At 65.6% G+C, this 25,296-nt stretch carries 25 protein-coding genes; 9 read left to right on the forward strand and 16 right to left on the reverse strand.

Annotation, left to right across the window (positions count from 1 at the left end; genetic code table 11):
- Positions 1 to 116 precede the first annotated feature (116 nt).
- The 3 genes from ACVILL_RS30530 to ACVILL_RS30540 all read left to right on the forward strand — a co-directional run bounded on the left by ACVILL_RS30530 (position 117) and on the right by ACVILL_RS30540 (position 2,758).
- Entirely contained in the window at positions 117 to 1,619 is a 1,503-nt protein-coding gene (locus tag ACVILL_RS30530; RefSeq protein WP_456732447.1) for a leucyl aminopeptidase, read from the forward strand.
- Positions 1,620 to 1,637: 18 nt separating this feature from the next.
- Positions 1,638 to 2,090: a DNA polymerase III subunit chi gene (locus tag ACVILL_RS30535; RefSeq protein ID WP_456732448.1), complete on the forward strand. Its 453-nt coding sequence runs from the start codon at positions 1,638 to 1,640 to the stop codon at positions 2,088 to 2,090.
- Between the two features lie 167 nt (positions 2,091 to 2,257).
- Positions 2,258 to 2,758: a hypothetical protein gene (locus ACVILL_RS30540; protein ID WP_456734404.1), complete on the forward strand. Its 501-nt coding sequence runs from the start codon at positions 2,258 to 2,260 to the stop codon at positions 2,756 to 2,758.
- 61 nt (positions 2,759 to 2,819) lie between these two features.
- Here the strand turns inward: ACVILL_RS30540 and ACVILL_RS30545 are convergent, their stop codons facing one another.
- The 3 genes from ACVILL_RS30545 to ACVILL_RS30555 all read right to left on the reverse strand — a co-directional run bounded on the left by ACVILL_RS30545 (position 2,820) and on the right by ACVILL_RS30555 (position 5,436).
- Positions 2,820 to 4,682: an ABC-F family ATP-binding cassette domain-containing protein gene (locus tag ACVILL_RS30545; protein WP_456732449.1), complete on the reverse strand. Its 1,863-nt coding sequence runs from the start codon at positions 4,680 to 4,682 to the stop codon at positions 2,820 to 2,822.
- A gap of 107 nt (positions 4,683 to 4,789) precedes the next feature.
- Positions 4,790 to 4,972, reverse strand: a complete 183-nt coding sequence (locus tag ACVILL_RS30550) for a hypothetical protein (protein WP_456734405.1) — start codon at positions 4,970 to 4,972, stop codon at positions 4,790 to 4,792.
- A gap of 215 nt (positions 4,973 to 5,187) precedes the next feature.
- Positions 5,188 to 5,436 carry a sulfur globule protein precursor gene (locus ACVILL_RS30555; protein ID WP_456732450.1) on the reverse strand — a complete coding sequence of 83 codons (249 nt, stop codon included), beginning with the start codon at positions 5,434 to 5,436 and terminating at the stop codon, positions 5,188 to 5,190.
- A 350-nt stretch (positions 5,437 to 5,786) separates the two neighbouring features.
- On the opposite strand from ACVILL_RS30555, the gene ndk reads away from it, so the two are divergent.
- Together ndk and ACVILL_RS30565 are read left to right on the forward strand one after the other, a co-directional pair.
- A complete protein-coding gene (gene ndk / locus ACVILL_RS30560) occupies positions 5,787 to 6,209 on the forward strand; it encodes a nucleoside-diphosphate kinase (RefSeq protein ID WP_050425938.1) in 423 nt (140 codons plus the stop codon).
- Between the two features lie 110 nt (positions 6,210 to 6,319).
- On the forward strand, positions 6,320 to 7,159 hold the full coding sequence (locus ACVILL_RS30565; RefSeq protein ID WP_456732451.1) for a TerC family protein: 840 nt from the start codon (positions 6,320 to 6,322) through the stop codon (positions 7,157 to 7,159).
- A gap of 205 nt (positions 7,160 to 7,364) precedes the next feature.
- On the opposite strand, the gene ppx is transcribed toward ACVILL_RS30565, so the two are convergent.
- The 4 genes from ppx to ACVILL_RS30585 all read right to left on the reverse strand — a co-directional run bounded on the left by ppx (position 7,365) and on the right by ACVILL_RS30585 (position 12,510).
- Positions 7,365 to 8,867: an exopolyphosphatase gene (gene ppx, locus ACVILL_RS30570; RefSeq protein ID WP_456732452.1), complete on the reverse strand. Its 1,503-nt coding sequence runs from the start codon at positions 8,865 to 8,867 to the stop codon at positions 7,365 to 7,367.
- 12 nt (positions 8,868 to 8,879) lie between these two features.
- Positions 8,880 to 11,084: an RNA degradosome polyphosphate kinase gene (locus ACVILL_RS30575; protein ID WP_456732453.1), complete on the reverse strand. Its 2,205-nt coding sequence runs from the start codon at positions 11,082 to 11,084 to the stop codon at positions 8,880 to 8,882.
- 132 nt (positions 11,085 to 11,216) lie between these two features.
- The gene (locus ACVILL_RS30580; RefSeq protein WP_456732454.1) at positions 11,217 to 11,894 is read right to left on the reverse strand and encodes a chromosomal replication initiator DnaA; all 678 of its coding nucleotides are present in this window, start codon (positions 11,892 to 11,894) and stop codon (positions 11,217 to 11,219) included.
- 73 nt (positions 11,895 to 11,967) lie between these two features.
- Positions 11,968 to 12,510, reverse strand: a complete 543-nt coding sequence (locus ACVILL_RS30585) for a CDP-alcohol phosphatidyltransferase family protein (protein WP_456732455.1) — start codon at positions 12,508 to 12,510, stop codon at positions 11,968 to 11,970.
- 160 nt (positions 12,511 to 12,670) lie between these two features.
- Between ACVILL_RS30585 and purM the strand changes: the two genes are divergently transcribed.
- On the forward strand, positions 12,671 to 13,744 hold the full coding sequence (purM, locus tag ACVILL_RS30590; RefSeq protein WP_456732456.1) for a phosphoribosylformylglycinamidine cyclo-ligase: 1,074 nt from the start codon (positions 12,671 to 12,673) through the stop codon (positions 13,742 to 13,744).
- Entirely contained in the window at positions 13,741 to 14,391 is a 651-nt protein-coding gene (gene purN / locus ACVILL_RS30595) for a phosphoribosylglycinamide formyltransferase (protein WP_456732457.1), read from the forward strand. The genes purM and purN overlap by 4 nt, the downstream gene beginning before the upstream one ends.
- An 85-nt stretch (positions 14,392 to 14,476) precedes the next feature.
- Here purN and ACVILL_RS30600 read toward each other — a convergent pair whose 3' ends face one another.
- The gene (locus ACVILL_RS30600; protein ID WP_244063476.1) at positions 14,477 to 14,680 is read right to left on the reverse strand and encodes a cold-shock protein; all 204 of its coding nucleotides are present in this window, start codon (positions 14,678 to 14,680) and stop codon (positions 14,477 to 14,479) included.
- Between the two features lie 352 nt (positions 14,681 to 15,032).
- On the reverse strand, positions 15,033 to 16,181 hold the full coding sequence (rnd, locus tag ACVILL_RS30605; RefSeq protein WP_456732458.1) for a ribonuclease D: 1,149 nt from the start codon (positions 16,179 to 16,181) through the stop codon (positions 15,033 to 15,035).
- A gap of 326 nt (positions 16,182 to 16,507) precedes the next feature.
- Here rnd and ACVILL_RS30610 point away from each other — a divergent pair, with 326 nt between their 5' ends.
- Positions 16,508 to 17,212 (forward strand): hypothetical protein, encoded by a 705-nt coding sequence (locus ACVILL_RS30610; RefSeq protein ID WP_456732459.1) that lies wholly within the window; start codon positions 16,508 to 16,510, stop codon positions 17,210 to 17,212.
- Here the strand turns inward: ACVILL_RS30610 and ACVILL_RS30615 are convergent.
- The 3 genes from ACVILL_RS30615 to ACVILL_RS30625 form a co-directional block, all read right to left on the reverse strand.
- Complete coding sequence (locus ACVILL_RS30615; RefSeq protein WP_456732460.1) at positions 17,206 to 18,360, reverse strand: acyltransferase family protein; 1,155 nt, start codon at positions 18,358 to 18,360, stop codon at positions 17,206 to 17,208. The genes ACVILL_RS30610 and ACVILL_RS30615 overlap by 7 nt on opposite strands.
- Before the next feature lie 69 nt (positions 18,361 to 18,429).
- Positions 18,430 to 19,653, reverse strand: a complete 1,224-nt coding sequence (chrA, locus tag ACVILL_RS30620) for a chromate efflux transporter (RefSeq protein WP_456732461.1) — start codon at positions 19,651 to 19,653, stop codon at positions 18,430 to 18,432.
- A gap of 85 nt (positions 19,654 to 19,738) precedes the next feature.
- Positions 19,739 to 20,674 (reverse strand): AEC family transporter, encoded by a 936-nt coding sequence (locus ACVILL_RS30625; protein ID WP_456732462.1) that lies wholly within the window; start codon positions 20,672 to 20,674, stop codon positions 19,739 to 19,741.
- Positions 20,675 to 20,789: 115 nt separating this feature from the next.
- Between ACVILL_RS30625 and ACVILL_RS30630 the strand changes: the two genes are divergently transcribed.
- A complete protein-coding gene (locus ACVILL_RS30630) occupies positions 20,790 to 21,671 on the forward strand; it encodes a LysR family transcriptional regulator (protein WP_456732463.1) in 882 nt (293 codons plus the stop codon).
- A 375-nt stretch (positions 21,672 to 22,046) separates the two neighbouring features.
- Here ACVILL_RS30630 and ACVILL_RS30635 read toward each other — a convergent pair whose 3' ends face one another.
- From ACVILL_RS30635 to ACVILL_RS30650, 4 genes are all read right to left on the reverse strand, one after another.
- On the reverse strand, positions 22,047 to 22,568 hold the full coding sequence (locus tag ACVILL_RS30635; RefSeq protein ID WP_456732464.1) for an OsmC family protein: 522 nt from the start codon (positions 22,566 to 22,568) through the stop codon (positions 22,047 to 22,049).
- 167 nt (positions 22,569 to 22,735) lie between these two features.
- Positions 22,736 to 23,230, reverse strand: coding sequence for a YciE/YciF ferroxidase family protein (locus ACVILL_RS30640; protein WP_456732465.1), 495 nt, complete (start codon positions 23,228 to 23,230; stop codon positions 22,736 to 22,738).
- A 25-nt stretch (positions 23,231 to 23,255) separates the two neighbouring features.
- Positions 23,256 to 23,459, reverse strand: a complete 204-nt coding sequence (locus ACVILL_RS30645; protein WP_456732466.1) for a hypothetical protein — start codon at positions 23,457 to 23,459, stop codon at positions 23,256 to 23,258.
- 270 nt (positions 23,460 to 23,729) lie between these two features.
- On the reverse strand, positions 23,730 to 25,202 hold the full coding sequence (locus ACVILL_RS30650) for a protein adenylyltransferase SelO (protein ID WP_456732467.1): 1,473 nt from the start codon (positions 25,200 to 25,202) through the stop codon (positions 23,730 to 23,732).
- Positions 25,203 to 25,296 lie beyond the last annotated feature (94 nt).

Below are 25,296 nucleotides of genomic sequence, written 5' to 3' on the forward strand. Positions count from 1 at the left end.
TAGTGGGTGGCAAACCCGGTCCGGGGTGTTCCGGACCGCCATCGCAATGCTCACCCCGAGTGCCCGAAGGACCGCCTCAGGTCCGAGCAACACCCTGAGTTCTGGAGGATTTTCCTATGTCCGACGCCGTCAAGGTCGGCTTTGTCCCATTCTCCGCGTCCGCTCGCGGCATTCTGGTCACCTTTTGCGACGAGCAATTGAAGCTGGGAGCCGCCACAAGGAAGGCGCTGGGAACCGCCGCCGAGACGGTCAAGCGGGCGGCCGCCGCCAACCAGTTCAAGGGCAAGAGCGGGGCATCCCTCGACATCCTGGCGCCCGAGGGAATCAAGGCCGACCGGCTGATCGTGATCGGCACCGGCAAGGTGGCCGACCTCAAGGAGAAGGATTTTCTCAAGTTCGGCGGCGTGATGACCGGCAAGCTGAACGCCGGCAGCGCGGCGATGACCGTCATCGCGGAACTGCCCGATGCCGCGATGGCAGCAAGCCAGGCCGCTGCGATCGCCACCGGCGTCCGGCTGCGCGCCTACAAGTTCGACCGCTACAAGACCAGGAAGAAGGACGGCGAGGACAGCACCGTGCGCGCCGAGGTCTCGATCGCCGTCGATGACGTCGCTGCCGCCAGGAAGGCGTTCGCGCCCGAAGCGTCCATCGTCGACGGCGTGAACCTGGCGCGCGAGCTCGTCAACGAGCCGCCGAACGTGCTGTACCCCGAAGAGTTCGCACGCCGCGCAAGCCAGCTTCGCAAGCTCGGCGTCACCGTCGAGGTGCTCGACGTCAAGGCGATGACCAAGCTCGGCATGGGCGCGCTGCTCGGCGTCGCGCAGGGCTCGGTGCGGCCCGGCCGCACCGTGATCATGCGCTGGAACGGCGGCAAGAAGAGCGAGGCGCCGGTCGCGTTCGTCGGCAAGGGCGTCTGCTTCGACACGGGCGGCATCTCCATCAAGTCGGCCGGCGGCATGGAGGATATGAAGGGTGACATGGGCGGTGCGGCCTGCGTCGTCGGATTGATGCACGCGCTCGCGGCGCGCAAGGCGCGCGTCAACGCCGTCGGCGCCATCGGGCTCGTCGAGAACATGCCCGACGGCAACGCGCAGCGTCCGGGCGACATCGTCACCTCGATGTCCGGCCAGACCATCGAAATCATCAACACCGACGCCGAGGGGCGCCTCGTGCTCGCCGACGTGCTCTGGTACGTCGCCAAGAAGATCAAGCCGAAATTCATGGTCGATCTCGCGACGCTGACCGGCGCGATCATGGTCGCGCTCGGTACCGATCACGCCGGCATGTTCTCCAACAACGACGAGCTCGCCGAGCGCCTCGCCAAGGTCGGCCTCGAGACCGGCGAGAAGGTGTGGCGCATGCCGCTCGGTCCCGAATACGACAAGCAGATCGACTCGCAATTCGCCGACATGAAGAACACCGGCGGGCGCAATGGCGGCTCGATCACGGCAGCGCAGTTCCTGCAGCGCTTCGTCGACGGCACGCCCTGGGCCCATCTCGACATCGCCGGCACCGCGATGGGGGCGCCGAAGACCGAGATCAATCAGAGCTGGGGTTCGGGCTACGGCGTCCGGCTGCTCGAGCGACTGGTGTCCGACTATTATGAAGCCAAGAAATAACAGACTGTCAGCCGGCGCATGACCGAGGTTCTGTTCTACCATCTGCAGAACATGACGCTGGAGAGCGTGCTGCCGCCGCTGCTCGAGAAATCGCTCGAGCGCGGCTGGCGCGTGGTCGTGCAATCGACGTCGCAGGAGCGCGCCGAGACGCTCGACGCGCATCTGTGGACCTACAGCGACGATTCATTCCTGCCGCACGCGACCTCGCGTGTCGCCGATGCGCAGGACCAGCCGATCATCCTGTCGATCGAGGAGGGCAATCCGAACCGGGCCAATGTCCGCTTCCTGGTCGACAATGCGGTGCTGCCGGCCGACTGCGACAGCTACGAGCGGGTGGTCCTGGTGTTCAACGGCGACGACCCCGACGCGGTCGCGTCAGCGCGGGAAAGCTGGACCGCCTGCAAGGCGCGCGGCTTCGAGGTCACCTATTGGCAGACCGACGAGCGGGGACGCTGGCAGCGGCGCCAATAGCGATGTCGACTAATTAATGATAATTCGACGTTTCTCTGGGATTCCTGGGGCGGGTCACGGTCATGCCGCAAAGTGATGTTCGGACAAGCCCTTAGGTATGGGGGGTAGGAGCCTTGTCGATCGTGCGAGACGGAACATTCAGTCGGAAGTCGCTGCTGGCATTGCTGGTGCTTGCGCCTGGCCTTGCCGGCTGTTCAGGCGCCGGATCCGACTTGTTTTCGCGCGATGCGGAATGGTTCTCGCGTCCCGGGCGGGTGTTCATCCGCAACATCTCGATCGAATCGCCGCCGCTGACGCCGGATAAACCCGTGACGAACGACGATCTGGTCAGTGCCGAAGGCAGCTGTCCGGGCATGGCGCCGCCGGCGGGCGCCGCTGACGCGAACGCGCAGGCTCCCGGTGCTCCACCGCCGCAACCGACCGGCGGCAGCGTCGCGCTCGGCCACACCGAATGCGACGTCGTGCGCGGTATCGGCGCCCCCGACAGCGTGAACTTGTCCAGTGCTCCGGGCGGCGGGCGCGTTGCGGTGGTGACCTGGTCGCGCGGCCCGCGCGCCGGCATCTACACCTTCACCTCGGGACGCCTGTCGTCCGTCGAACGCGGCCCGGATCCTGTGCCGGAGCCGAAGGCGGCGAAGCCGAAGAAGAAAAAGGCTGCGCACGGTTAGGGCATTTTTGCCGCGGCGGCGGGGCGATGCCTGCATGCGCGGGCCGCCCGGTCGGTCAAATCTAGTTCGCGGCTTCGTCGAGCTCGGCGCTGGCTTCCAGCCATTCCTCCTCGGCGCGTTGCAGCGCGCTCTCGGCGCCGGCGCGGGCCTTGGTCAGCTGCGCTGCCTGCTTCGGATCGCGCGTGAAAATATCGGGCAGCGCGAGCGCGGTATCGATCTTGGCAATGATGCCGTTGATGCGCTCGATCTCGGCCTCGGCCTGCGCGATCCGCTGCCTCGGTGAGGCGCGCTTCTCGTTGCGGATGCGTTCGGGCTTTGCCGGCTCCTTGACGCGCTCGCGCGACGCCGGCCGTCCGTCATTGGCCGACAGGATCATGCGGCGATATTCGTCGAGGTCGCCGTCATAGGCCGTGACGGTCTGGTTCGCCACCACCCACAAGCGGTCGGCGCAGGCCTCGATCAGATAGCGATCGTGCGAGACCATCATCACGGCGCCGGGGAATTCGTTGATCGCCTCCGCCAGCGCCGCTCGGCTGTCGATATCGAGATGGTTGGTCGGCTCGTCGAGGATGATCATGTTCGGCGCGTAGAACGTCGCAAGCCCGAGCAGCAGCCGCGCCTTCTCGCCGCCCGACAGGCTTCTCACCAGCGTGTCGCCGGCCTTGCCGGAGAAGCCGATCGCGCCGACGCGGCCGCGCACCTTGCTCTCCGGCGCCTCGGGCATCAGCTTGCGGATGTGATCATAGGGCGAGGCGTCGAGATTGAGCTCGTCGACCTGGTGCTGGGCGAAATAGCCGACCGACAGCTTGTCCGCCTTTGTGACCTTCCCCGAGAACGGCGCGAGCTTGCCCGCCAGGAGCTTGACCAGCGTCGACTTGCCGTTGCCGTTGGAGCCGAGCAGGGCGATGCGGTCGTCGGTATCGACCCGCAGCGTCACGCGGTTGAGCACGGGCTTGCCCGGCTCGTAGCCGACCGAGACGTCATCGACCGCGATGATCGGCGGCGACAGCAGCTTCTCCGGCGCCGGGAACGAGATCTCGTGAACGTCCTGGGTCACCAGTGCGGTGATCGGCTTCATCCGCTCCAGCATCTTCACGCGCGACTGCGCCTGCCGCGCCTTGGAGGCCTTCGCCTTGAAGCGGTCGACGAAGTCTTGCAGGCGCTTGCGCTCATCGGCCTGCCGCTTGGCGTGCTTGGCGTCGAGCAATTCGCGCGCCGCGCGCTGTTCCTCGAACGAGGAATAGGTGCCCTTGTAGAGCGTCAGCTTGCCGCGATCGAGGTGCAGGATCTGATCGACCGAGGTGTCGAGCAGATCGCGGTCGTGACTGATCACGATCACCGTGCGCGGATAATTGGCGAGGTAGTTCTCGAGCCACAACGTGCCTTCGAGATCGAGATAGTTGGTCGGCTCGTCCAGCAGCAGGAGATCGGGGGCGGAGAACAGCGTCGCCGCCAGCGCCACGCGCATGCGCCAGCCGCCGGAAAATTCCGCGCACGGCCGCGCCTGGTCTGATGTCGAGAAGCCCAGGCCGGAGAGGATCGCCGCAGCGCGGGCGGGAGCCGAGTGGGCGTCGATGTCGACCAGCCGCGTCTGGATCTCGGCGATCCGATGCGGATCGTGCGCGGTCTCGGCCTCGTGCAGCAGCGCGTCGCGCTCGAGATCGGCCTTCAGGACGACGTTGATCAGGCTCTCGGGCCCGTCGGGCGCCTCCTGCGCGAGGCTGCCGATCCGCCACCGCGGCGGGAGCGCTATACTGCCGCTCTCGGTCGGCAGATCGCCCCGGATGGCATGAAACAGCGTCGACTTGCCGACGCCGTTGCGGCCGACAAATCCGACCCGTGCGCCGGGCACGATTTGCACAGAACTGTGATCAATCAACAGCGGCCCGGCGATCCGGACCGAGATGTCAGTGATGGAGAGCATGCAGCGTTGTCACCGGACCCGCTGCCAAACGCAACCCATCAGTTTATAAAATCTCTCCCGACGGCTGTTGCAAAAGCGCAATTGGGCTGCTGGCGAGCCCACAACATCTAATGGTGATCGGTTTCCCGTCGTTGCATCTCCTCGAGGAGCTGCTGCAGGCGGGACGAAAGCGCGGGCTCTGGCCGCATGCTTTGCTGTAGCCGTTCACCCACGGCATCGCAGATGTAACGGCAGGTCTTGCGATCAATCTGATCGGGATCGTTGTCGATCTGGTTCATCGTCATTGTCATCGTCATGGCATGTCTCTTGGCGAGTTCCACCTCGCGTGTTCGAGTAAATTCTCGCCATGACAAGTCGCGACCCCCGAAATTGGTTTCCGGTCCGCCTCACCCTCGCCTTGAGGTGGTGGGGCGCATCACGCGGCCCGGTTCCCCGGTCGGCGTGAAAAAAGCCCCGGCGCAAGGCCGGGGCTGAGTCTGGGGGAGCAGTCGACAGAACAGATGGATCAGTAGCAGCGGTTGACGAGGCGCCAGCGGGGGCCCCACGGGGTCGGCACCACGCGGCGCACATAGCAGCCGCCGCCGTAGTAGGCGGGACCTCCGACGACGACGCGCGGGCCGCCCCACCAGCCGTGGTGCCATCCACCGTGCCAGCCGCCATGCCAGCCACCCCAGGCGGAGGCGGAGGTCGGGGCGAGCGCGGCGGCACCGAGCGAAACTGCGGCAACGGCAGCAAGCGAAATTTTGCGTAACATGATCGTCTCCTCGAGGTATGGGCGCGCGCGGCGCGCCCGCGGTGACATCGTTTCCCGAGACGTCCTGGTGAGGCTTGCGGATGGGGAGCCAGCAAGGCGTCCGATCGATGCAGAGCCTATGCGGTGGCAGCTGAACGATAGCGGCACGGCGCTGACAGAATGGGTTCACCTAGGTGAAATCGCGGTAAGCCGACCGCGCCGGCCTTTGTCCGGGATGCGCCGGACGAGGGTTTTCGTCGCGAAAATGCGTCAAAACTAAAGGCTAACGCGTCACAGGGTCGCTTGCCGTTACCCCAACGCGCCGATATAAGCCCCGGCAACTCCCAGCCACCGTTTACAAGGACGAAATCATGGCGATTGAACGCACCTTTTCGATCATCAAGCCCGACGCCACCGAGCGCAACCTGACCGGCGCGGTCAATGCAGTGATCGAGAAGGCGGGCCTGCGGGTCGTGGCGCAGAAGCGCATTCAGATGACCCGCGGCCAGGCCGAGACTTTCTACGCGGTCCACAAGGCGCGCCCGTTCTTCGGCGAACTGGTCGACTTCATGACCTCGGGCCCGGTCGTGGTCCAGGTGCTGGAAGGCGAGGGCGCTATCCTGAAGTACCGCGACGTGATGGGTGCGACCGATCCGTCGAAGGCGGCCGAAGGCACCATCCGCAAGCTCTATGCGAAGTCGATCGGCGAGAACTCGGTGCACGGTTCGGATGCGCCGGAGACCGCGGTGATCGAGATCGCGCAGTTCTTCGCCGGCAACGAGATCGTCGGCTAACGCCGTACAAATGTAAGTGGCACGGTCTCCTTAAGGAGGCCGTGTCGAAATAACTGGGGAGCGGCGGACGACCGCCGCCAGGGGCGGCCGCAAGGCTAATAGGACTCGCTGTGGACTGGCTGTGGCAGATCTTTGATCCGGCGTACATCGGCGCGTTCTTCACCGAATTCAAGAACGAGATGGCGACGCCGACCTTCTGGGTCGCCGTCGGCAAGATCATCTGGATCAACGTCCTGCTGTCGGGCGACAACGCGCTCGTGATCGCGCTCGCCTGCCGCGGGCTCGCGCCGCGCCAGCGCCTGTGGGGCATGATTCTCGGCGCCGCCGCGGCGGTGCTGCTGCGGGTGATCTTCACCGGCATCGTCGCCAGCCTGATGGAGCTTCCCTATCTGAAGCTGGTCGGCGGACTGGCGCTGATCGTGATCGCCGCCAAGCTCCTGGTGCCGGAGCAGGAGGACGAGGACAGCGTGCACGCGGCCTCGCATCTGTGGGCCGCGGTTCAGATCGTCGTCGTCGCCGACATCGTGATGAGCCTCGACAACGTGATTGCGGTCGCCGCCGCCGCCAATGGCAGCGTGCCGCTGCTGGTGCTCGGGCTTGCGATCAGCGTTCCCTTGATCGTTGCCGGCGCGGCGCTGATCATGGCGCTGCTCACCAAGTTGCCGATCCTGGTCTGGGCCGGTGCCGCGCTGCTCGGCTGGATCGCGGGCGACGTCATCGCGACCGACCCAGCGGTGCATCCGAGGCTCGATGCGCTGTTCGCCGGACCGCTCGGTGCCAAGCTCGATTCCTGGCTGGCGTCGATCGGGATGTCGCCGCAATTCGCGCATGGCGGCAGCGGCGGCGAGATCGCGCTCGCGGTGCTCGGCATCATCGTGGTGCTGGTCGCGGGATCGATCTGGCGCCGCCACGCGCTCCGCAAGGCCAAGCACGCCGCCAAGGCGGCGTGAGGCTTAACGCGCGACGAGGCTCGGTTGAATCGTCATCGCGCTTTAGAGCATGATCCGGAAAAGTGGAAACCGGTTTTCCGAAAAGATCATGCTCAAACAAAGAGATGAGACCGTGATGCGTTTCCGTGGAAACGCATTACGATCTAGCGCCTTGTTTAAGCATGATCTTTTCGGAAAACCGCTTCGCACTTTTCCGGATCATGCTTTAGCGCCGCACGATCGAGCCGGCGCGCCCGACCAGCCGCGCCAATTGCCTGAAGCGGCTGCCGACGCGATCGGCGACCAGGTCCACCATCCGGTGCTCGAACACCAGCATCAACTTGCGGCCCTGGGTGCGGAAGTGCGTCGCCGGCAGCACGCCGGTGCGCGCCGCGGTGATCAGATGCGCGACACGGAACGCGGCGCCGAGCACGCGGGCGCGCTCGTCCATCGCCGGCGTCACCAGGGCGCGAATCTGCGGCGGCGGTTCGTTCTCCTCGCTGAGACCGGCGTAGCGATAGAACACCGACAGCGCGACGAAGGCGCGGCCCTGATGCGTGATCGAGCCGAAATTGCCGTTCATGATCAGGCTGAGGGTTTCCTCGCCGCGATGATCGGGATGCACCCGCCAGCCGATGTCGGAGAGCAGGCAGGCGACGTGACGCAGCCTGCGGTCTTCCTCGGTCTCGCGCAGCCTGACGACGCGCACCAGCCGGTCGGTCCAGGAGGTCAGCTCCTGGGCGTGGCGGGCCGAGCGCGACAGCAATTCGTTGAGGTTCTGCGCGGCGCAGAGCAAGCCGTCCTTGGCGCGCTCGGCCTGCGGCAGCATCTCGTAGAGCAGGCCCTCGCGCACGCCGAAGGTCGAGAACACGATGGTCTTCGGCTGGGCGACGCGGATGATGTATTCGAGCACGAGCGCGGCGTAGGCCAATAGCGGCCGCCGCGCATCGGCGATCGCTTCGATATTGGCCAGCATGTTGGTGGCCGCCAGCCGCCGCAGCCGCTGCGCGAAATCGAGCGCGTCGGCCGCCGGAATCGAATAGCCATGCATCACCTTGAGCGGATAGCCGCTCTGGATGATGTGGATGCGCGCGAGCGCGCGCCAGGTGCCGCCCACCGCGTAGAAGGTGCGGCCGCGCCCGGTCTTGAGCTGGGCGACGCCGAGCAGCTCGTTCTTGACGATGCGTTCGGCGCGCTTGAGCGATTTGTTCGAGAGGTCCTGCAATGCGAGGCTGCCGAGCGGCAGCGTCACGCCGCTGCGCACGCGGTTGCCCTTGACGTCGATCAGTTCGAGCGAGCCGCCGCCGAGATCGCCGACGATGCCGTTCGGATTGTGCACGCCCGAGACGACGCCGAGCGCGGAAAGCTTCGCTTCACGCGGTCCGGTGAGAATCTCGATCTTGGCGCCGCAGATGCGCTCGGCCTGGGCGATGAAGTCCGGACCGTTCTTGGCGTCGCGGCAGGCCGCGGTCGCGATCGCGTAGACGCGGCCGACCTGCTGGATCTTGCACAATGCGCGAAAGCGCCGGAGCGCAGTGAGCGCCTTGTTGACGGCATCGGTTGCGAGCAGGCCGGTGCTCTGCACTTCGCGTCCCAATCCGCACAGCGCCTTCTCGTTGAAGATGGTGACGAGGCTGCGCGCCATCGCCTCGTAGACCACGAGACGAACCGAGTTCGAGCCGATATCGATGACAGCGACGCTGGAAGCGCGCTTCCGCGGCCGCTTCACGACAAAGCCCTCTTACGACGACGGTTGCTGGCGTTCGTTGCGACGCGTGAGACGGCGCGGTGAAGATTCCTTGAGAGACTTACCACGGCCGGACAGACTCGGATTTGTCATGAAATAGTCATGCAGATTGAAGGGCTCTTCGCCTTTCGCGGCCTTCATACGCGTTGACGATCCATCCGGCAACAATTGCCAGCTCTGCTCGGTGTCCTTCAGGTTCGCGACCATGATCTGTTCGAGAACCTGCTGATGCACCGTGGGATTTTGCAGCGGACAGAGAACCTCGACGCGGCGGTCGAGGTTGCGCGGCATCATGTCGGCAGACGAGATATACACAGCAGCTTTTGTGCTCGGCAGGCCCTGGCCCATGCCGAAGCAATAGATTCGGCCGTGTTCCAGGAACCGGCCGATCACCGATTTGACGCGGATGTTCTCCGACAATCCCGGCAGGCCCGGCCGCAGGCAGCAGATGCCGCGCACCACGAGCTCGACCGCGACGCCGGCCTGCGAGGCTTCATACAGCGCGTCGATGATGTCGGGGTCGACCAGCGCATTCATCTTCATCCAGACCGCGCCGGTGCGGCCATGCTTGACGTGGGCGATCTCGTCATGGATGTGCTCGATGATCCGCTTGCGCAGCGTCAGCGGCGACACCGCCATCTTCTCGATGTCGCTCGGCTCGGCATAGCCGGTGATGTAGTTGAACACACGCGCGACGTCGCGGCCGATGATCGGGTCCGAGGTGAAGTAGGAGAGGTCGGTGTAGATGCGCGCGGTGACCGGATGGTAGTTGCCGGTGCCGGTGTGCACATAGGTGGTGAGATTGCCGCCCTCGCGGCGCACCACCATGGACAGCTTGGCGTGCGTCTTCAGTTCGATGAAGCCGTAGACCACCTGCACGCCGGCGCGTTCGAGGTCGCGGGCCCAGCGGATGTTGGCTTCCTCGTCGAAGCGCGCCTTCAGTTCGATCAGCGCGGTGACCGACTTGCCGGCTTCGGCGGCTTCCGCCAGCGCGCGCACGATCGGCGAATTGTTCGAGGTGCGATAGAGCGTCTGCTTGATCGCGACCACGTCGGGATCGCGCGCCGCCTGCTGCAGGAACTGGACGACGACGTCGAAGGATTCATAGGGGTGATGGACCACGAGGTCCTTCTGCCGGATCGCGGCGAAGATATCGCCTCCATGGTCGCGCACGCGCTCGGGGTGGCGCGGCACATAGGGCGGGAATTCGAGGTCGGGGCGATTGAGGCGGGTGAGCTGCGACAGCTCGTTCATCGCGAGCACGCCGTCGACCAGGATCACTTCATCGTCGGCGGCCGACAATGCGTGCTGCACGAAGATGCGCAGCTCTTCGGGCATCGTGGCCTCGATCTCGAGCCGGATCACCGACCCGCGACGGCGGCGCTTGAGCGCGGTCTCGAACAGGCGAACGAGGTCTTCGGCCTCTTCCTCGATTTCCAGTTCGGAGTCCCGGATGATGCGGAACGCGCCCTGGCCCTTGACGGTGTAGCCGGGGAACAGGCGGCCGATGAACAGGCCGGTGGCCTGCTCAAGCGTGATCAGACGCGCCGGCGCACCTTCCTTGCTGGACGGGATGCGGATGAAGCGGTCGATCTTGCCGGGCATGCGAATCAGCGCGTTCATCGCCTTGCCGTCGGAGATCCGCGCCAATTGCAGCGCCACCGTGAAGCCGAGGTTCGGGATGAACGGGAAGGGATGCGCCGGGTCGATCGCGAGCGGGGTCAGCAGCGGGAAGATGCTGTGGAGGAAGTGATCCTCGATCCAGGCGCGCTCGGACTTGGTGACGTCGCGCCCGTCGACCAGCTGGATGCCGACCTTGGACAGGATGTCGCGCAGGTCGCTCCAGATCGCCTGCTGGTCGGAGGCGAGTTGCGACACGGTCTTGTTGATCATCACGAGCTGCTCGGCCGGCAGCAGGCCGTCCGGGCTGCGCTCGGCGATGCCCTCGCGGACCTGCGCCTTGATACCGGCGACGCGGACCATGAAGAACTCGTCGAGGTTATTCGCCGAAATCGACAGGAAGCGGACCCGCTCCAGCACGGGATGGCCGAGATTGACCGATTCCTCGAGCACCCGCCGATTGAAATGCAGCCAGGAGAGCTCCCGGTTGATGAAGCGCTCGGGGCTTGTCGCGATCGCGGGGACGGGCGGGAGTTCCGCCTCTTTCTCTTTGATTTCAGTTGCTTGTGCCGAGTCCATCAAATGCTGGTCCAATTCGGGGCAGGGGGCCGGGGCGGTCTAGCCGAAGGCCGTTCCGACCATGTGATATTGCGATGACGTTTCGATGACATTGATGTGCCGCCCGCCTGCGCCGTCAAGCCGCGGCACGGCTCAGGCGTCGCGCAGCAGCTCCGCCGCCAGCGCCCTCGTGACCGGCCGGCCGAGCCGCAGTGCCTCGGTATCGAGCAGCTCGACCACCTGCCGGACGGCAACGTAGGAACGCTCGATCCGGTTGCAGAGAAAGCTGACCAGCGGTTCGTCCACGCTCATCTGGCGGTCGGCGCAGAACTTGACGATCAGGCCGCGGAACAGCTGGTCGTCGGGCGGCAGCAGCGCCACCGTCGGCACCGCGCGGAGCCGCGACCTCAGGTCGCGCAGTTCGATCTCAAACGCCGACGGCGGCACGCGCGCCGTGATCAGGACGAAGGCATCGTCCTGGCGTGCGAGATTCAGCAGGTGAAACATCGCGCGCTCGTCGAAATCCGATGGCCTGAGGTCCTCGACCACCAGCGCGCCGGTGGCAAGCGCCGTCGGCACCGCCTCGGCGGTCAGCGCATGCGCGGCGGTCGAGCGCGCGCCGGCGCTCTCGGCCCAGATCGCGGCGAGGTGGCTTTTGCCGGAGCCGTCGGGGCCCACCAGCAGCATGATTCGATTCGGCCAGTCGGGCCAGCCGTCGATCAGCGCCAGCGCCGCCTCGTTGGCGGGCCCCTCGAGGAAATCGTCGCGGGTCAGTTTCTCCTCGTGCGGCAGGGCCAAGGCCAATTGACGAGGTTGAACGCTACTGGCCACACAAGTCTCCAGACCACTTCGATTTAGCATGAATCTCCGCGCAAGCGCTTCGCCTTGTCGCGGGAAAGCCGGTCTACCGAGCTTCGATCGTGCTCATGTGCCGCACCCACTCCACGAGATAGAGGGACACCGAACCCAAAGTAAAGATCGTGACCAGCCCCATCAGGATCAGGTCGTAGGGGTGCGGCTGAAAGCCGAAACCGAGCGAGGCCAGCACCAGCGCCGCGAACGCGACCTGCGCCACCGTGTTCAGCTTCGACACCATCAACGGTTTCATCTCGACCGGCTTGTCGAACAACCATGACACAATCACGGCGGAGACGATCATGATGTCGCGCGACACCACGAGAATCACGATCCAGCGCGGCACCGCACCCCAGATCCCGAGCGCGATATAGATCGACACCAGGAGCGCTTTGTCGGCGAGCGGGTCGAGCAGGGCGCCGAGCTCGCTTGCCATGTTGAAGCGCTTGGCGAGGAAACCGTCGACCGCATCCGACACGCCGGCGATCACGAAGATCGCGAAGGCGATCTCCATCTGGCTCGAGACGATGGCCCAGACGATCACCGGCACCAGGATGATGCGGGCGAGGGTAATGATATTCGGAATGCTCAACTTGGATCGCTTCCCGGCTAGAAGCCTGATTTTACTCGATATCCAGCTCTTTTCAGCTGCGGCCTTGTGTTATCTACATAGTATCGCGGCGAGCTGCCCGCGAGCCATTGCGCGGGGGCGGAATTCCTCGTAACCAGCCCCTGATCATCTGGAATTGGGCATGACCGAGCGCAAAAACGGGCTCACTTACGCGGATTCGGGTGTCGATATCGACGCCGGCAATCGTCTGGTCGATCTGATCAAGCCGATGGTGCGGGCCACCGCACGTCCCGGCGCGGACGCCGAGATCGGCGGATTCGGCGGGCTGTTCGACCTCAAGGCCGCGGGCTTCAAGGATCCTGTCCTGGTGGCGGCGACCGATGGCGTCGGCACCAAGCTGAAGATCGCGATCGAGACCGGCATCCATGGCGGCATCGGCATCGACCTGGTCGCGATGTCGGTCAACGACCTCGTCGTGCAGGGCGCGGAACCGCTGTTCTTCCTCGACTATTTCGCCTGCGGCAAGCTGCACCCGGAGGCCACCGCGCAGATCGTCGCCGGCATCGCCGAAGGCTGCCGCGAATCCGGCTGCGCGCTGATCGGCGGCGAGACTGCCGAGATGCCCGGCCTCTACAAGGACGGCGATTACGACCTCGGCGGCTTTGCCGTCGGCGCGGCCGAACGCGGCACCCTGCTGCCGACGGCAGATATCGCGGCGGGCGACGCCGTGATCGGGCTCGCGTCCTCGGGCGTGCACTCCAACGGCTATTCGCTGGTGCGCAAGATCGTCGAGCAGTCCGGCGTTGCCTATGACGCGCCGGCGCCGTTCGCGCCGGTCATGACGCTCGGCGCCGCGCTGCTGACCCCGACCAGGCTCTATGTGAAATCCTGCCTGCACGCGATCCGCGAGACCGGCGCGGTGAAGGGCCTCGCCCACATCACCGGCGGCGGCTTCACCGACAACATTCCGCGCGTGCTGCCGAAGCATCTCGGCGTCGGCATCGATCTGGCGCGGCTGCCGGTGCTGCCGGTGTTCAAATGGCTGGCCGAGCAGGGCGGCATCGCCGAGCTCGAACTGCTGCGCACCTTCAACTGCGGCATCGGCATGATCGCGATCGTGAGACCCGATGCGGTCGAGGCGGTGACCGAGGCCTTCACCGCCGGCGGCGAGACCGTGACGCTGCTCGGCGAGGTCATCGAAGCCGAGGGGGAGCATCGCGTGGTCTATCACGGTCATCTCGATCTCTCGCGATGAAGCGCCGCACAGCCATCCTGATCTCCGGCCGCGGCTCCAACATGGCCGCGCTGATCGAGGCTGCGAAGGCTCCCGATTTTCCCGCCGAGATCGTGGCTGTGATCTCGAACCGTGCCGACGCTGCCGGGCTCGAGAAGGCCGCCGCGAGCGGCATTCCGACCGTCGTGATCGAGAGCAAGCCGTTCGGCAAGGATCGCGCCGGTTTCGAGGCGGTGCTGCAGAAAGCGCTCGACGACAACAAGGTCGAGCTGATCTGCCTCGGCGGCTTCATGCGGCTGTTCACCGCCGATTTCGTCCGGCACTGGTACGGCCGGATGCTCAACATCCACCCCTCGCTGCTGCCTTGCTTCCCCGGCCTCGATCCGCATGGCCAAGCCTTGCGAGCAGGGGTCAAGCTGTCCGGTGCGACGGTGCATTTCGTGATCCCGGAGACCGATGCCGGACCGATCGTGATGCAGGGCGCTGTCACCGTGGCTGATGACGACACGGCCGAGACGCTCGCCGCACGCGTGATCGGAATCGAGCATCGCATCTATCCGGAGGCGTTGCGGCTTTTGGCGAGCGGCCGGCTCAAGCTGGAAGGCGATCTCTGCAAGACGCAGGGCAGTGCCGCAACCGGCAGCACGCTGATCGCGCCGGCGCCTTAGGGCGCGCTCGCGCCAAAGCAAGTCCGAGAAGGATCCCCCGGGGTGATGCGGCCGGGGGAGGCATCAGGACGAATGACGGCGACGTTCAGTGAACCTTGAGGTTCTCTGCCGACGCCTTGCCGCGGTTCTCGACCAGCTCGTACTCGACGGTCTGGTTTTCGTTCAATGTGCTGAGGCCGGCGCGTTCGACCGCCGAGATGTGGACGAACACATCCTTGTCGCCGGCAGCCGGCTTGATGAACCCGTAGCCTTTGGTCGGGTTGAACCATTTGACGGTACCCTTCGGCATCGTCTCTCTCCCAGTTTAGACGTAAAAAAGACGCGGCCACGTTTTCCACGTGCCACGCCACAAGCGGGCTTTCCGCTGTCTGTTCAATTCCCGGGTCTTCAGGTCCAAAGTCTTCAAGTCCGAAGTTTCGCCTCTCGAAGCCTCGGATAGCGAAGCTTTGGACATCAACGTCGTGAAACGCGCAGTCGAACGGCCGCAATCCGATTGTGAAGGGATTGCAACACGAAAATCGCGCCTTAGCAAGCGCGGTGGTTTCGCGTGACGCAACCTCAGCCTGTGTCTGCCGAACTCTGCCGCGAGGCGTTCGGCCAGTGGCCGACCGCGGGAACTTCGCGTTGCAACGTAGCGTGTGCTAACCGCGGTCAACCCGTACCACGCGGCCCTTGTCGATCGCGAGCGCGAGCTGGCCGTGCTTGAGCTTGAGCGCGGCCTCGCCGAACAATTCGCGCCGCCAGCCATGCAGGGCGCCGACGTCGGCCTGATCGCTGGCCGCGATCTGTTCGAGGTCGTCGACGGTGGCGATCACCTTGCTGGCGACGCCGTGGCGCTCCGAGGTCATGCGCAACAGCACCTTCAACAGCTCGACGGTCGCCGCACCATTGGAATTGTTTCTCGGCTTTTCCAGCTTGGGGAGCGAGGCCTGGTCGCGGGCGAGCCCGCGCTGCACGGCGGCGATGATGTCGGCGCCCCATTTCGAGCGCTCAAAACCCTTCGGCAGCGAGCGCAGATTGCCGAGCTTCTCCAGCGAGGTCGGCGCATGGGTTGCGATGTCGCCGACCGCATCGTCCTTGAGCACGCGCGAACGCGGCACGTCGCGGCTCTGCGCTTCCTGTTCGCGCCAGGCCGCCACCTCGATCAGCACCGCGAGCTCGCGCGGCTTGCGCACGCGGGTCTTGAGCCGTTCCCAGGCACGCTCGGGATGGAAGTCGTAGGTCTTCGGCGAGGTCAGGATCTCCATCTCCTCGCTGACCCAGTCGCTGCGATCGCGCTTCTTCAAGTCGGTGTCGAGGGCTGCGAACACTTCGCGCAGATGGGTGACGTCGGAGACCGCGTAGTGCAGTTGCTCCTCGGTCAGCGGACGGCGCGACCAGTCGGTGAAGCGATGGGTCTTGTCGGGGCGGTGGCCGGTGACGCGATCGACGAGCTGGTCATAGGCGATGCTGTCGCCATAGCCGAGCACCATGGCGGCGACCTGGGTGTCGAAGATCGGATGCGGAATTGTGCCGGAGAGGTGCCAGACGATTTCGATGTCCTGCCGCGCGGCATGGAAGACCTTGAGCACGGCCTCGTTCGACATCAGATCGAAGAACGGCTTGAGGTCGATGCCCGGCGCCAGCGCGTCGACCACGACGGCTTCGTCCGCGCTTGCCATCTGCACGACGCAGAGCAGGGGATAGTAGGTCGTCTCCCGCAGGAACTCGGTGTCGACGGTGATGACCTTGTGCTGGGCGAGCCGATCACAGGCGGCGGCGAGGTCGGAGGTCGTGCTAATCAGATCCATGAAGTATCCATGACGGCTTGACCCCACGCGTTCTGCCGAAAGGGCAGCTATGTCAAGGGTCTTGCAGGGATTCTGGCCCTGCATATGGGGCAGAACTAGGCATTCTTGCATGGCTCGGCGCGTACCCTGACGGTCTCGCGGTGCGGAATGCACCCGAGGTTTGCCTGTTTTCACGCCTCTCCTGAGCAGAGGGCCGCCTGCGGGGGGCTTCCGCCGTCGGGCAAACCCGGAGCGATGGTTGGGGGAGCCTCTCCGACTTGCGAGGCTGGCCACGCGTGCCGTACGCTGCATGGCAACCTTAAGTCGAGCAACGAAGACCCGTCACAGTGACCGCGATGCAGCCCGATTCCGTTACAAGCGAACTGTTTCAAACCGCCTCTGATGTCCCGGACCATCGTCGCGATGCCGTGCTCGACGACATCAACAGCATCATCGACACGAACTGGCTGGCTGAGGAGCGATTCTGGTCCCGCCAGCACTCTCCGTTCAAACCCGACCACGGCATCGTCCTGCTCCACCACGGCGGTGAATGCGTGGCTTACCTGATCATTCAACGCCTGGCCTTTGCCGGCACGACCGTGATCTATCTTTCGGGCACAGCGGTGAGGGACACGTATCGCGGCAGCGGCTTTTTCAAGCGGATGTTCGATGCCGCGATGACGGCGGAGTTCGATCACCCGGCGGCGCCGGCGGAGTTCTGCCTGTGCTGGCGGACGCGGAATCCCGTCGTCTACGTGCTGGGTCGCGCGCAATGCCGACGCGTTGTGCCGGCAATTCCGAACGAGACGCATCGTGGCGATCTCGATGACCTCTGTCTCGGCCTGGCGGCGACCCTGTACCCTCGCCAGGCCATTGAGAAGGCGACGATGGCGATGCGAGGCGCCTACGGTCAGCTTCGCTACCGCGACGAGCCGCGGACCCAAACCTCGCCGGAGGTCGACCAGTGGTTCGCGCAGACCATCCCCGACAGCGCCGATGCGGTGTTCTGCGCCGGATGGGCGAACAATCGCTGGTCGCAGCGCCATCAGTGATTGGCAATCCTGCCGGCTTCGACTGGCGCGGCGATATTGCCCTGATCGATCCGCGTTTCGCCCGCACGAATGCGGGACGGCCATCCATGCCGTGAGGCCAGCATCGTGAGCCAGTCCTTGACGCGGTAATGCGCTGCGCCTTCGAGGAAGCGCCAGACGAACCAGGCCAGCGCGACCATGCTTGTCACGACCAGCGCGGTCGAAAGCACGTCCGGGGTTGGCGTGATCAACAGCAGGATCACGTAGCCGAGCTGCAGATGCAGCAGATAGAGCGGATAGGTGATGCCACCCACGGCCCTGACCAGGCCGACCGGCAGCGGCACCGACTTGATGCGGGTGGCGGCGAACACGATGCCGAGCGAGACGATACAGATCGCGGTCACGACGCGCGGATCGAAGCTGCCATGGGTGTGGACGCCGAGCCGCTCCAGCTTGTGGACGGCCTGGAACGTCGCCGTACCCATCGCCAGCGTCAGCAGGCTGTAGAGCCGCGTGTCGCGCCGTCCGCGGTAGTGTTCATAGATCAGCAGGCCAACGGCGAAGAAGCCGCTGTCGTCGGCCATGAAGAGCTTTTCGAACAGCGGAACGTCGAGCGTCAGTTCGTTGGCGAAGGTGATGGCGATCCACGCCAGGATGATGCTGTCGATCCGCCGCGGGAAGATGCCCCAGGCCAGGAATAGCGTGACCCAGACGTAGAACACGACCTCGATCACCAGCGACCAGTAGGCGTCGTCCATGTAGGGTTGACCGAGCATCGGCGCCGCGATGAACAGGTTTGCCAGCCATTGTCCCCACGTCACATCGAACCAGGCATGGCCGAGCAGCAGCGTCGCGAGGAAGGTCAGCGTCATGCAGATGACGAAGGTCGGATAGATCCGGCTGAAGCGGGCGATGGCAAATCCGACCGGCGTGCGGCCCTCGGCCGAATAGGCGATGACGAAGCCAGAGATCGCGAAAAACACGGGGACGCCGAGGAAGCCGTACTGGGCGACCGGGGCGAGGTACGGCAGCGCCACCTCTTGCGCGCCGTGCGATGCGGTGCCCCAGAAGCCGTAATGGTACAGGATCACGGCCCCGACCGCGGCGAGCCGCAGCAGGTCCAGCACGGGGACCCGGGTCGGATCCGATAGTTGAGCAGCGCCCGGCATACGCCCGGTATCATGGTGGCCAGCCGTGAAGGCGTTCTTAATCCGGCAGGTGAAACGACGGCGCGCTGATCACGATTGCAGGAGCGCCATGGCGATGCCGGCGGCCGCGCTGAGCACGACCACCACGAGCGGCGGCGCGCGCCATGCCGTGAGCAGGACGAAGCCGGCCAGCGCGATGCCGAAATCGAGCGGATGGTGCACGCTGCTGGTCCACACCGGATCGTAGAGCGCGGCACCCAGGATGCCGACCACGGCGGCGTTGACGCCGCGCATCATCGCCTGCGCCGCTGGCCGCTTGCGGAATTGATCCCAGAACGGCAACGCCGCGAGCAGGATGAGGATTCCCGGCAGGAAGATGCCGACGAGGCCTGTGACGGCGCCCGGCACGCCGCCGATCACGGCGCCGAGATAGGCCGCGAAGGTGAACAGCGGGCCCGGCACGGCCTGCGCGGCGCCGTAACCGGTCAGGAACGCATCGTCGCCGATCCAGCCCGGCGTCACCACCGCTTCGCGCAGCAGCGGCAGCACGACATGGCCGCCGCCGAACACCAGCGCGCCGGAGCGGTAGAAGGCCTCGAACACGCCGAGGCCGGGCCATGCCCGCGACAGCAGCGGCAATCCGACCAGCAGGGCAACGAACAGGATCAGCGCCGCGACGCCTGCGCGGCGCGACACCGGCATCGCGATATGCGTGACGCCGTTGGTCTGTTGCGCGCGGCAAAGCCAAAGCCCGGCGACCGCGCCGAGAATGATGGCGCCGATCTGTGCGATCGACGACGAACTGGCGAGGATGAGGAGCGCCGCCACCGTCGCGATCGATGCGCGCGCACGGTCGGGACAGAGCGAGCGCGCCATGCCCCAGACGGCCTGGGCCACGATCGCCACCGCGACCAGCTTCAGGCCGTGCACCAGCCCTGTGCCGGCCGGGCCGCTCAACCCGCTGGCGCCATACGCGAACAGCACGAGCGCGATCGCCGAGGGTAGCGTGAACCCGGTCCAGGCCGCCAGCGCGCCCAGGTATCCCGCGCGCATCAGGCCGAGCGAAAAGCCGACCTGGCTGCTGGCGGGGCCGGGCAGGAACTGGCAGAGCGCGACCAGATCCGCATAGGCCTGCTCGTCGAGCCAGCGCCTGCGGGTGACGAACTCGTCGCGGAAATAACCAATATGCGCGATCGGGCCGCCGAAGCAGCTGACGCCGAGCTTGAGGAAAATCAACAGCACCTCGAGCGGCGAATGCGTTGCGCTCGCGGTGACGGGTGATGTGCTGGGTTGCCGGACGTCGGTGTCGTTCAAGCGTGGTCAGTTCCCTGACTTGCGTCCCATTGGCAGGACTCATCAGGGCAAGCATATCGCCATTCGATGACGCCTGAGCGCGATATTATCTGGCCATCGCGAGATAGCCGCTGAGGGTGATGACCGACACCACGGTGGACGCCAGGATGACGTTCGACGTCATGTTGGCCTCGCGCCGGTAGAACTCGGCGAGCATGAAGGGGCCGGTGCCGGTCGGCAACGCGGCGAGCAGCACCGCCGTGTGCGTCAGCAGGGGCGAGAGGCCGAACACGGCTGTCGCCATCACCCAGGTGATCGCCGGTTGCAGCACGAGCTTGCAGCCGACCAGCAGCGCCGCCGATCCGATGTCCCGCTCGGTCGCCTCGCGCTTGGCGGCGAGGAACAGCCCCAGCGCGACCAGCGCGCAGGGCGAGGCGGCGCCGCCCAGCAGTTTCAGGAAGCTCTCGGCTGGCGCGGGAATGGTCAGGCCGGCGAGCGGAATGATCGCGCCGAGCACCGGCGCGACCAGCAGGGGATTATAGAGCAGCGAACGGCCGACCTTGACGATGACATGCTTGCCGCGCCGCTCGGTTTGCAGGCCGGTCTCGATCAGCACGATGGCGATCGCAAACAGGATGCACACCGTCATGATGGTCGCGACCAGCGTCGGCGCCAGCGCCTCGCGGCCGAGTGCGGCCACCGCCAGCGGGAAGCCCACGAAGCCGGTATTGCCATAGCCGGCATTGAGGCCGTCGATGGCGGCATCGACCAGATGTCTGCGGCGGATCAGGGCGACCGCGATGGTCAGGCCAAACACGAGCGCGGCGGCGATGCCGAATGCCGCGATGAAGGAGGGCTGCCAGACATCGCTCCATTGCGCGTGCGCGATGACGTCGAACAGCAGCGCCGGAAGCGCGAGGTAGACGACGAAGCGGTTCAGCTCGCTCGACGCGGCCGGGCCGGCCACGCCGATCCGGCGCGCGAGCCATCCGGCGAAGATGAGGGAGAAGATCGGGAGAACAGCGGCGAGGGTCGCGAGCATGGGGAAGCCTGGGTGACGAAAAACGCTTCTGCTCTACGCCGCTGCTCTGATATCATCCAATACTGATTGGCGTCTCACTTCATACCTTTTCGGTATCATGATCGACATCAGGCAAATGCGCTATTTCGTGGCCGTGGCGGAGACGCTGCATTTCGGCCGCGCCGCCGCGCGGCTGCACATCAGCCAGCCGCCGCTCAGCCGTCAGATCGCGGCGCTGGAGAAGGAGCTCGGCGTTCACCTGTTCGAGCGGGAGTCTCGGCGCGCGAGCCTGACGCCGGCCGGCCGCCGCTTCCTGGAGGATGCGCGCGCCGTGCTGATGAGTTTCGACCAGGCCTGCCGCAATGCGCGGCTCGCCGAACGCGGCGAGGTCGGCGAGCTTGCGATCGGCTTCATGATGCACGCCGCCTATACCAGCCTGCCGGGTCTCGCGCGGCGCTACATGGCCGGTCATCCCGAGGTGCATGTCGAGCTGCGCGAGGTGGTGCCGGGCGCGCTGGCCGATGCCGTGCTGAGCGGGCGCTTCGATGCCGCCATCATGTTCAATCCCGGGCCGATCAAGGGCCTTGAGACCCGCATCATCCATCGCGAGCGCATGTGCCTCGCGCTGCATCCGAGCCACCCGCTCGCCGGCCGCGCCGTGATCAGCGCCAGGCAGCTCAAGGGCCAGCCGTTGATCGCAACGCCGATCGAGGCGGCGCCGATGCTGCGCGAGGCGATCGTGCAGTATTGCCGCTCCGGCGGATTTGAGCCGACCATCCGGCTCGAAGTCGAATTGCAGCAGACCATCGTCAGCCTGGTCGCGGAAAATCTCGGCATCGCGCTGGTGCCGGAATCGATGGGCAAGCTCGGCATCGACAATCTGGTGCAGCGGGATCTTCAGGCTGCACCAGCGATCGAGCATGTGATCGCCTGGCGGCCGGGCAATCTCAACCCGGCGCTGCGGCCATTCCTTGCCGAGGCGCGTGCTGCTCAGCCGATCCAGCCGAGGGGCCGATAAGGGGCGGGTGCGCGCATGCGTGTCGATCAAACAGACAAGGCATCAACCGCCATCCGCGCGGATGGTGGGCATACGGTGATTTGTTCAGGTCACGTATGGACCATTTCAGGTGCAAGCAGCCGGCGGCTCACTCGTAGCGCATGTTTTTCGACGGCCGGCGCGCGGCGGGCATCGCCAGCACGACGAGACAGAGCGCGACCATTGCCAATCCCACAAACTCAAATGCAAATGCGTCCACGGGCCAATCTCCCCCATTCGGAAACATTTAGACTTGTTGGGGGAGCGTTGACGCGCTGTTAAGCCTTATGGTTACCGCGGGCGGGCTCAGGGCATGGTGGAGGGTGAGTTAACGCTCACGAGGCGCCCGCAGGCAAGCTAGGCCGCCGCGCTCAGCGGTCCGCTGCGCAGCTTGAGGTCCACCGGCGTCGGGTTGCGCAGGATATCGAGCACCGGGCAGTGACGGTCGACGGTTTCCTTCAAACGCGCGATCTCGGTGGCGGAGGCCGGACTGTCGATCACGACCTCGGCCTCGATCTGTTGGAAGCCCGCCGGCACGTTTGGATCGACGCTGAAGAAGCCGCGCAGATCGATCGCTCCGGACAGCCTGACGGATACGCCGTTGACGGGAATGCCGAGCGCGTCGGCATAGAGCCGATGGGTGATCTCCTGGCACGAGCCGAGCGCGGCGAGAACGTACTCGACCGGGTTCGGCGCGGTGTCCTGGCCGCCCAGCGCCGGTGGTTCATCGACGTTGACGTTGAATTGCCGGACCGTGACGCTGCTGTTGACGCCATCGCCGAGTTGCGATCTCGCCTGGAATACGGCCTGCGCCTGTGCAGGGTCGGCGCCGAGCGCCTGTTGGGTATCTGCGAAAACCTGCTTGAACCTGAAGCTCATTGTTCGGCGTCCCCATCGCATCGTTGACGAGAGGCTGATCGAACGACGCATGCAGGGCAATAGGCGCGAGATAAAGACGACAGCAGCCGCGCGAAACGCGACATTTGCAGCAGCATTTTTCCGAACGCGAAGCGCCACAGGCGAAATCGTGCTGCCGCCTCGCACGGTTACGCGGCGAGGGCGTCCTGGTTGATCTCGCCCTTGGCGAGCGCCGTCAGCAACGTATCGCAGTGCCGCTCTTCGTCGAGACTGTCGTGCAGCAGCCGCTGGTCGTCGCGCAGATTGAGCTGGCCGGCCAGCGCCGCCGCGCTGCCATAGGCGGCGATCTCGTAGTGCTCGAGCTTCTGCGCCGAGGCGAGGAGGCCGGCATCGCGAAGATTGTCGTCCGGCAGCAGCGAGACCATTTTTGCGGTCTCGTGGATCAGCGCCTGCATCGCCTGGTCGGTATGCTCCAGCGGATCGGCGCCATGCATGCGCAGCAGCGATTTCAGCCGCTCGCCCTGTACGATGGTCTCGCGGTGGTGGCGGCCGAACGCGTCCTTCAGCGAGGGATGCGAGGCGATCTCCGCCATCCGCGCCAGGGCCACCGCGAGCTGGTCCTCGACGCTCGAGAGTTCCTGAAGCTCGGCGACATACATGTCCTTGAAGCTGGTGATCTTCATCGTGAAACCTTTCCTGTCTCGGAGCTCAGGCGGTGTGGCCGCCGGAACCGGAATCGATTGGCGTCTTCTTGGCGCGTTGCGGTGTCATCTTCGCCGGATCCGGTTGCCCGGGCACGCCGCGCGGCCCGAGTTGCTGCCGCTGCAGATCGTCCTCGGAGAATGACGGCTCGACACCGTTCGGATTGCTGCGCTTGATCGCGGCTTTCAGGTCGTCATTGCGCTGGTTCATGTTGACACTCCATGATCACGGGAACTGAACCTCGATGATGGGAGGTCACTCGTTCCAGGACGTCCGGCCAACGACGGGCGCGCCAAATCGTTGCAAGGAAATCAGGCGGGTGGAACGTGCCACACGTCATTGCGAGCCAGCGGGTCGCGCGAACGCGCGCCCGATGACAGGCTCCGCGAAGCAATCCACCGGCCCGCGTGCGCGGATGGATGGATTGCTTCGTCGCTTCAGCGCAAAATTGTCGCGAGCTCCTCGCAATGACGAAGGTGGCTACGTCCCGCAGAACGTCTGCGTCACCAGCTGCTCGGGGAGCGGCGGCTCGGCGTAGGCGGCGAACTGCGGCTGGTCCTCGTAAGGCTTCGCCAGCACCGTCAGCAGCTCCTCGAACGGCGCGTAGTCGTCGTTGTTAACGGCAGCCTGGATCACCGCCTCGATGCGGTGGTTGCGCGGGATGAAGGCCGGGTTGACGGCCTGCATCGCGGTCTTGCGTTCGGCCGCCGTCTGCGGCTCCAGCGCGAGGCGGGTGCGCCAGCGGTCGGCCCATTCGTCGAACGCTACGGGATCGGTGAACTGCGCGCGGACGTCGCCGGCGTCATCGGCTGCGGCGTTGCCGAGATGGCGGAAGGTCAGCGTGAAGTCGGCTGCGTTCTTCGCCATCGCGTCGAGCAGGTCCTGGATCAGCGCTTCGTCACCGTCGCGTACAGTGAACAGGCCGACCTTGGCGCGCAGACCAGCGTTATAGGCCGCGGTGAATTTCTCGGGGAATTCGCCGAGGATGGTCTGCGCCTGCTCAATCGCCTTCTCCTGCTCGCCATCGAACAGCGGCAGCAGGCATTCGGCGAGCCGGGTCAGATTCCACAATGCGATGCGCGGCTGGTTGGCATAGGCGTAGCGGCCCATCTCGTCGATCGAGGAGAACACCTGCGCCGGATTGTAGACATCGAGGAAGGCGCAGGGGCCGTAGTCGATGGTCTCGCCCGAAATCGAGGTGTTGTCGGTGTTCATCACGCCATGAATGAAGCCGACCAGCAGCCAGCGCGCGACCAGCGCGACCTGCCGCGCCACGACGCCGGCGAGCAGGGCGTGGTAGGGCTGGGCGGCGTCCTTCAGCTCGGGATAGTGCCTGGCAATGACATGATCGGCCAGCGCGCGCACGCCGTCGGTGTCGCCGCGGGCGGCGAAGAACTGGAAGGTGCCGACGCGGATGTGGCTCGAGGCGACCCGGGTCAGCACCGCACCCGGCAGCGCGGTCTCGCGCATCACCGCCTCGCCGGTGACGACGGCGGCGAGTGACCTTGTGGTCGGGATGCCCAGCGCGAACATCGCCTCGCTGACGACGTATTCGCGCAAGACCGGGCCGAGCGCGGCGCGGCCGTCGCCGCGGCGGGAGAACGGGGTCGGGCCACTGCCCTTGAGCTGGATGTCGCGGCGGACGCCGTCGCTGTCGATGACCTCGCCGAGCAGGATGGCGCGGCCGTCGCCGAGCTGGGGAACAAAGTGGCCGAACTGGTGGCCGGCATAGGCCATCGCGATCGGGTCGGCGCCGTCAGGCAGCCGCTTGCCGGCGAGGATTTCGGCGCCCTCAGGCGTCGACAGCAGGTCCGGGTCCAGCCCGAGCTGGACCGCGAGCGGCCGGTTCAGCTTGATCAGCCGGGGGGAGGCCACCGGGGTCGGCGCGACGCGGGCGAAAAAGTTCGCCGGCAGCGCCGAATAGGTGTTCTGGAACGGGAAATGGATGGTCATGACCAGAAGATAGGCCCGCGGGCCGAATAGGCAAACGATTGCCGGCCTCCGCCCGTAAAATCTGCGGTTTGGCCCGAAAAGGCGGCGTTCCATT

Source organism: Bradyrhizobium sp. USDA 3364 (assembly GCF_054056355.1).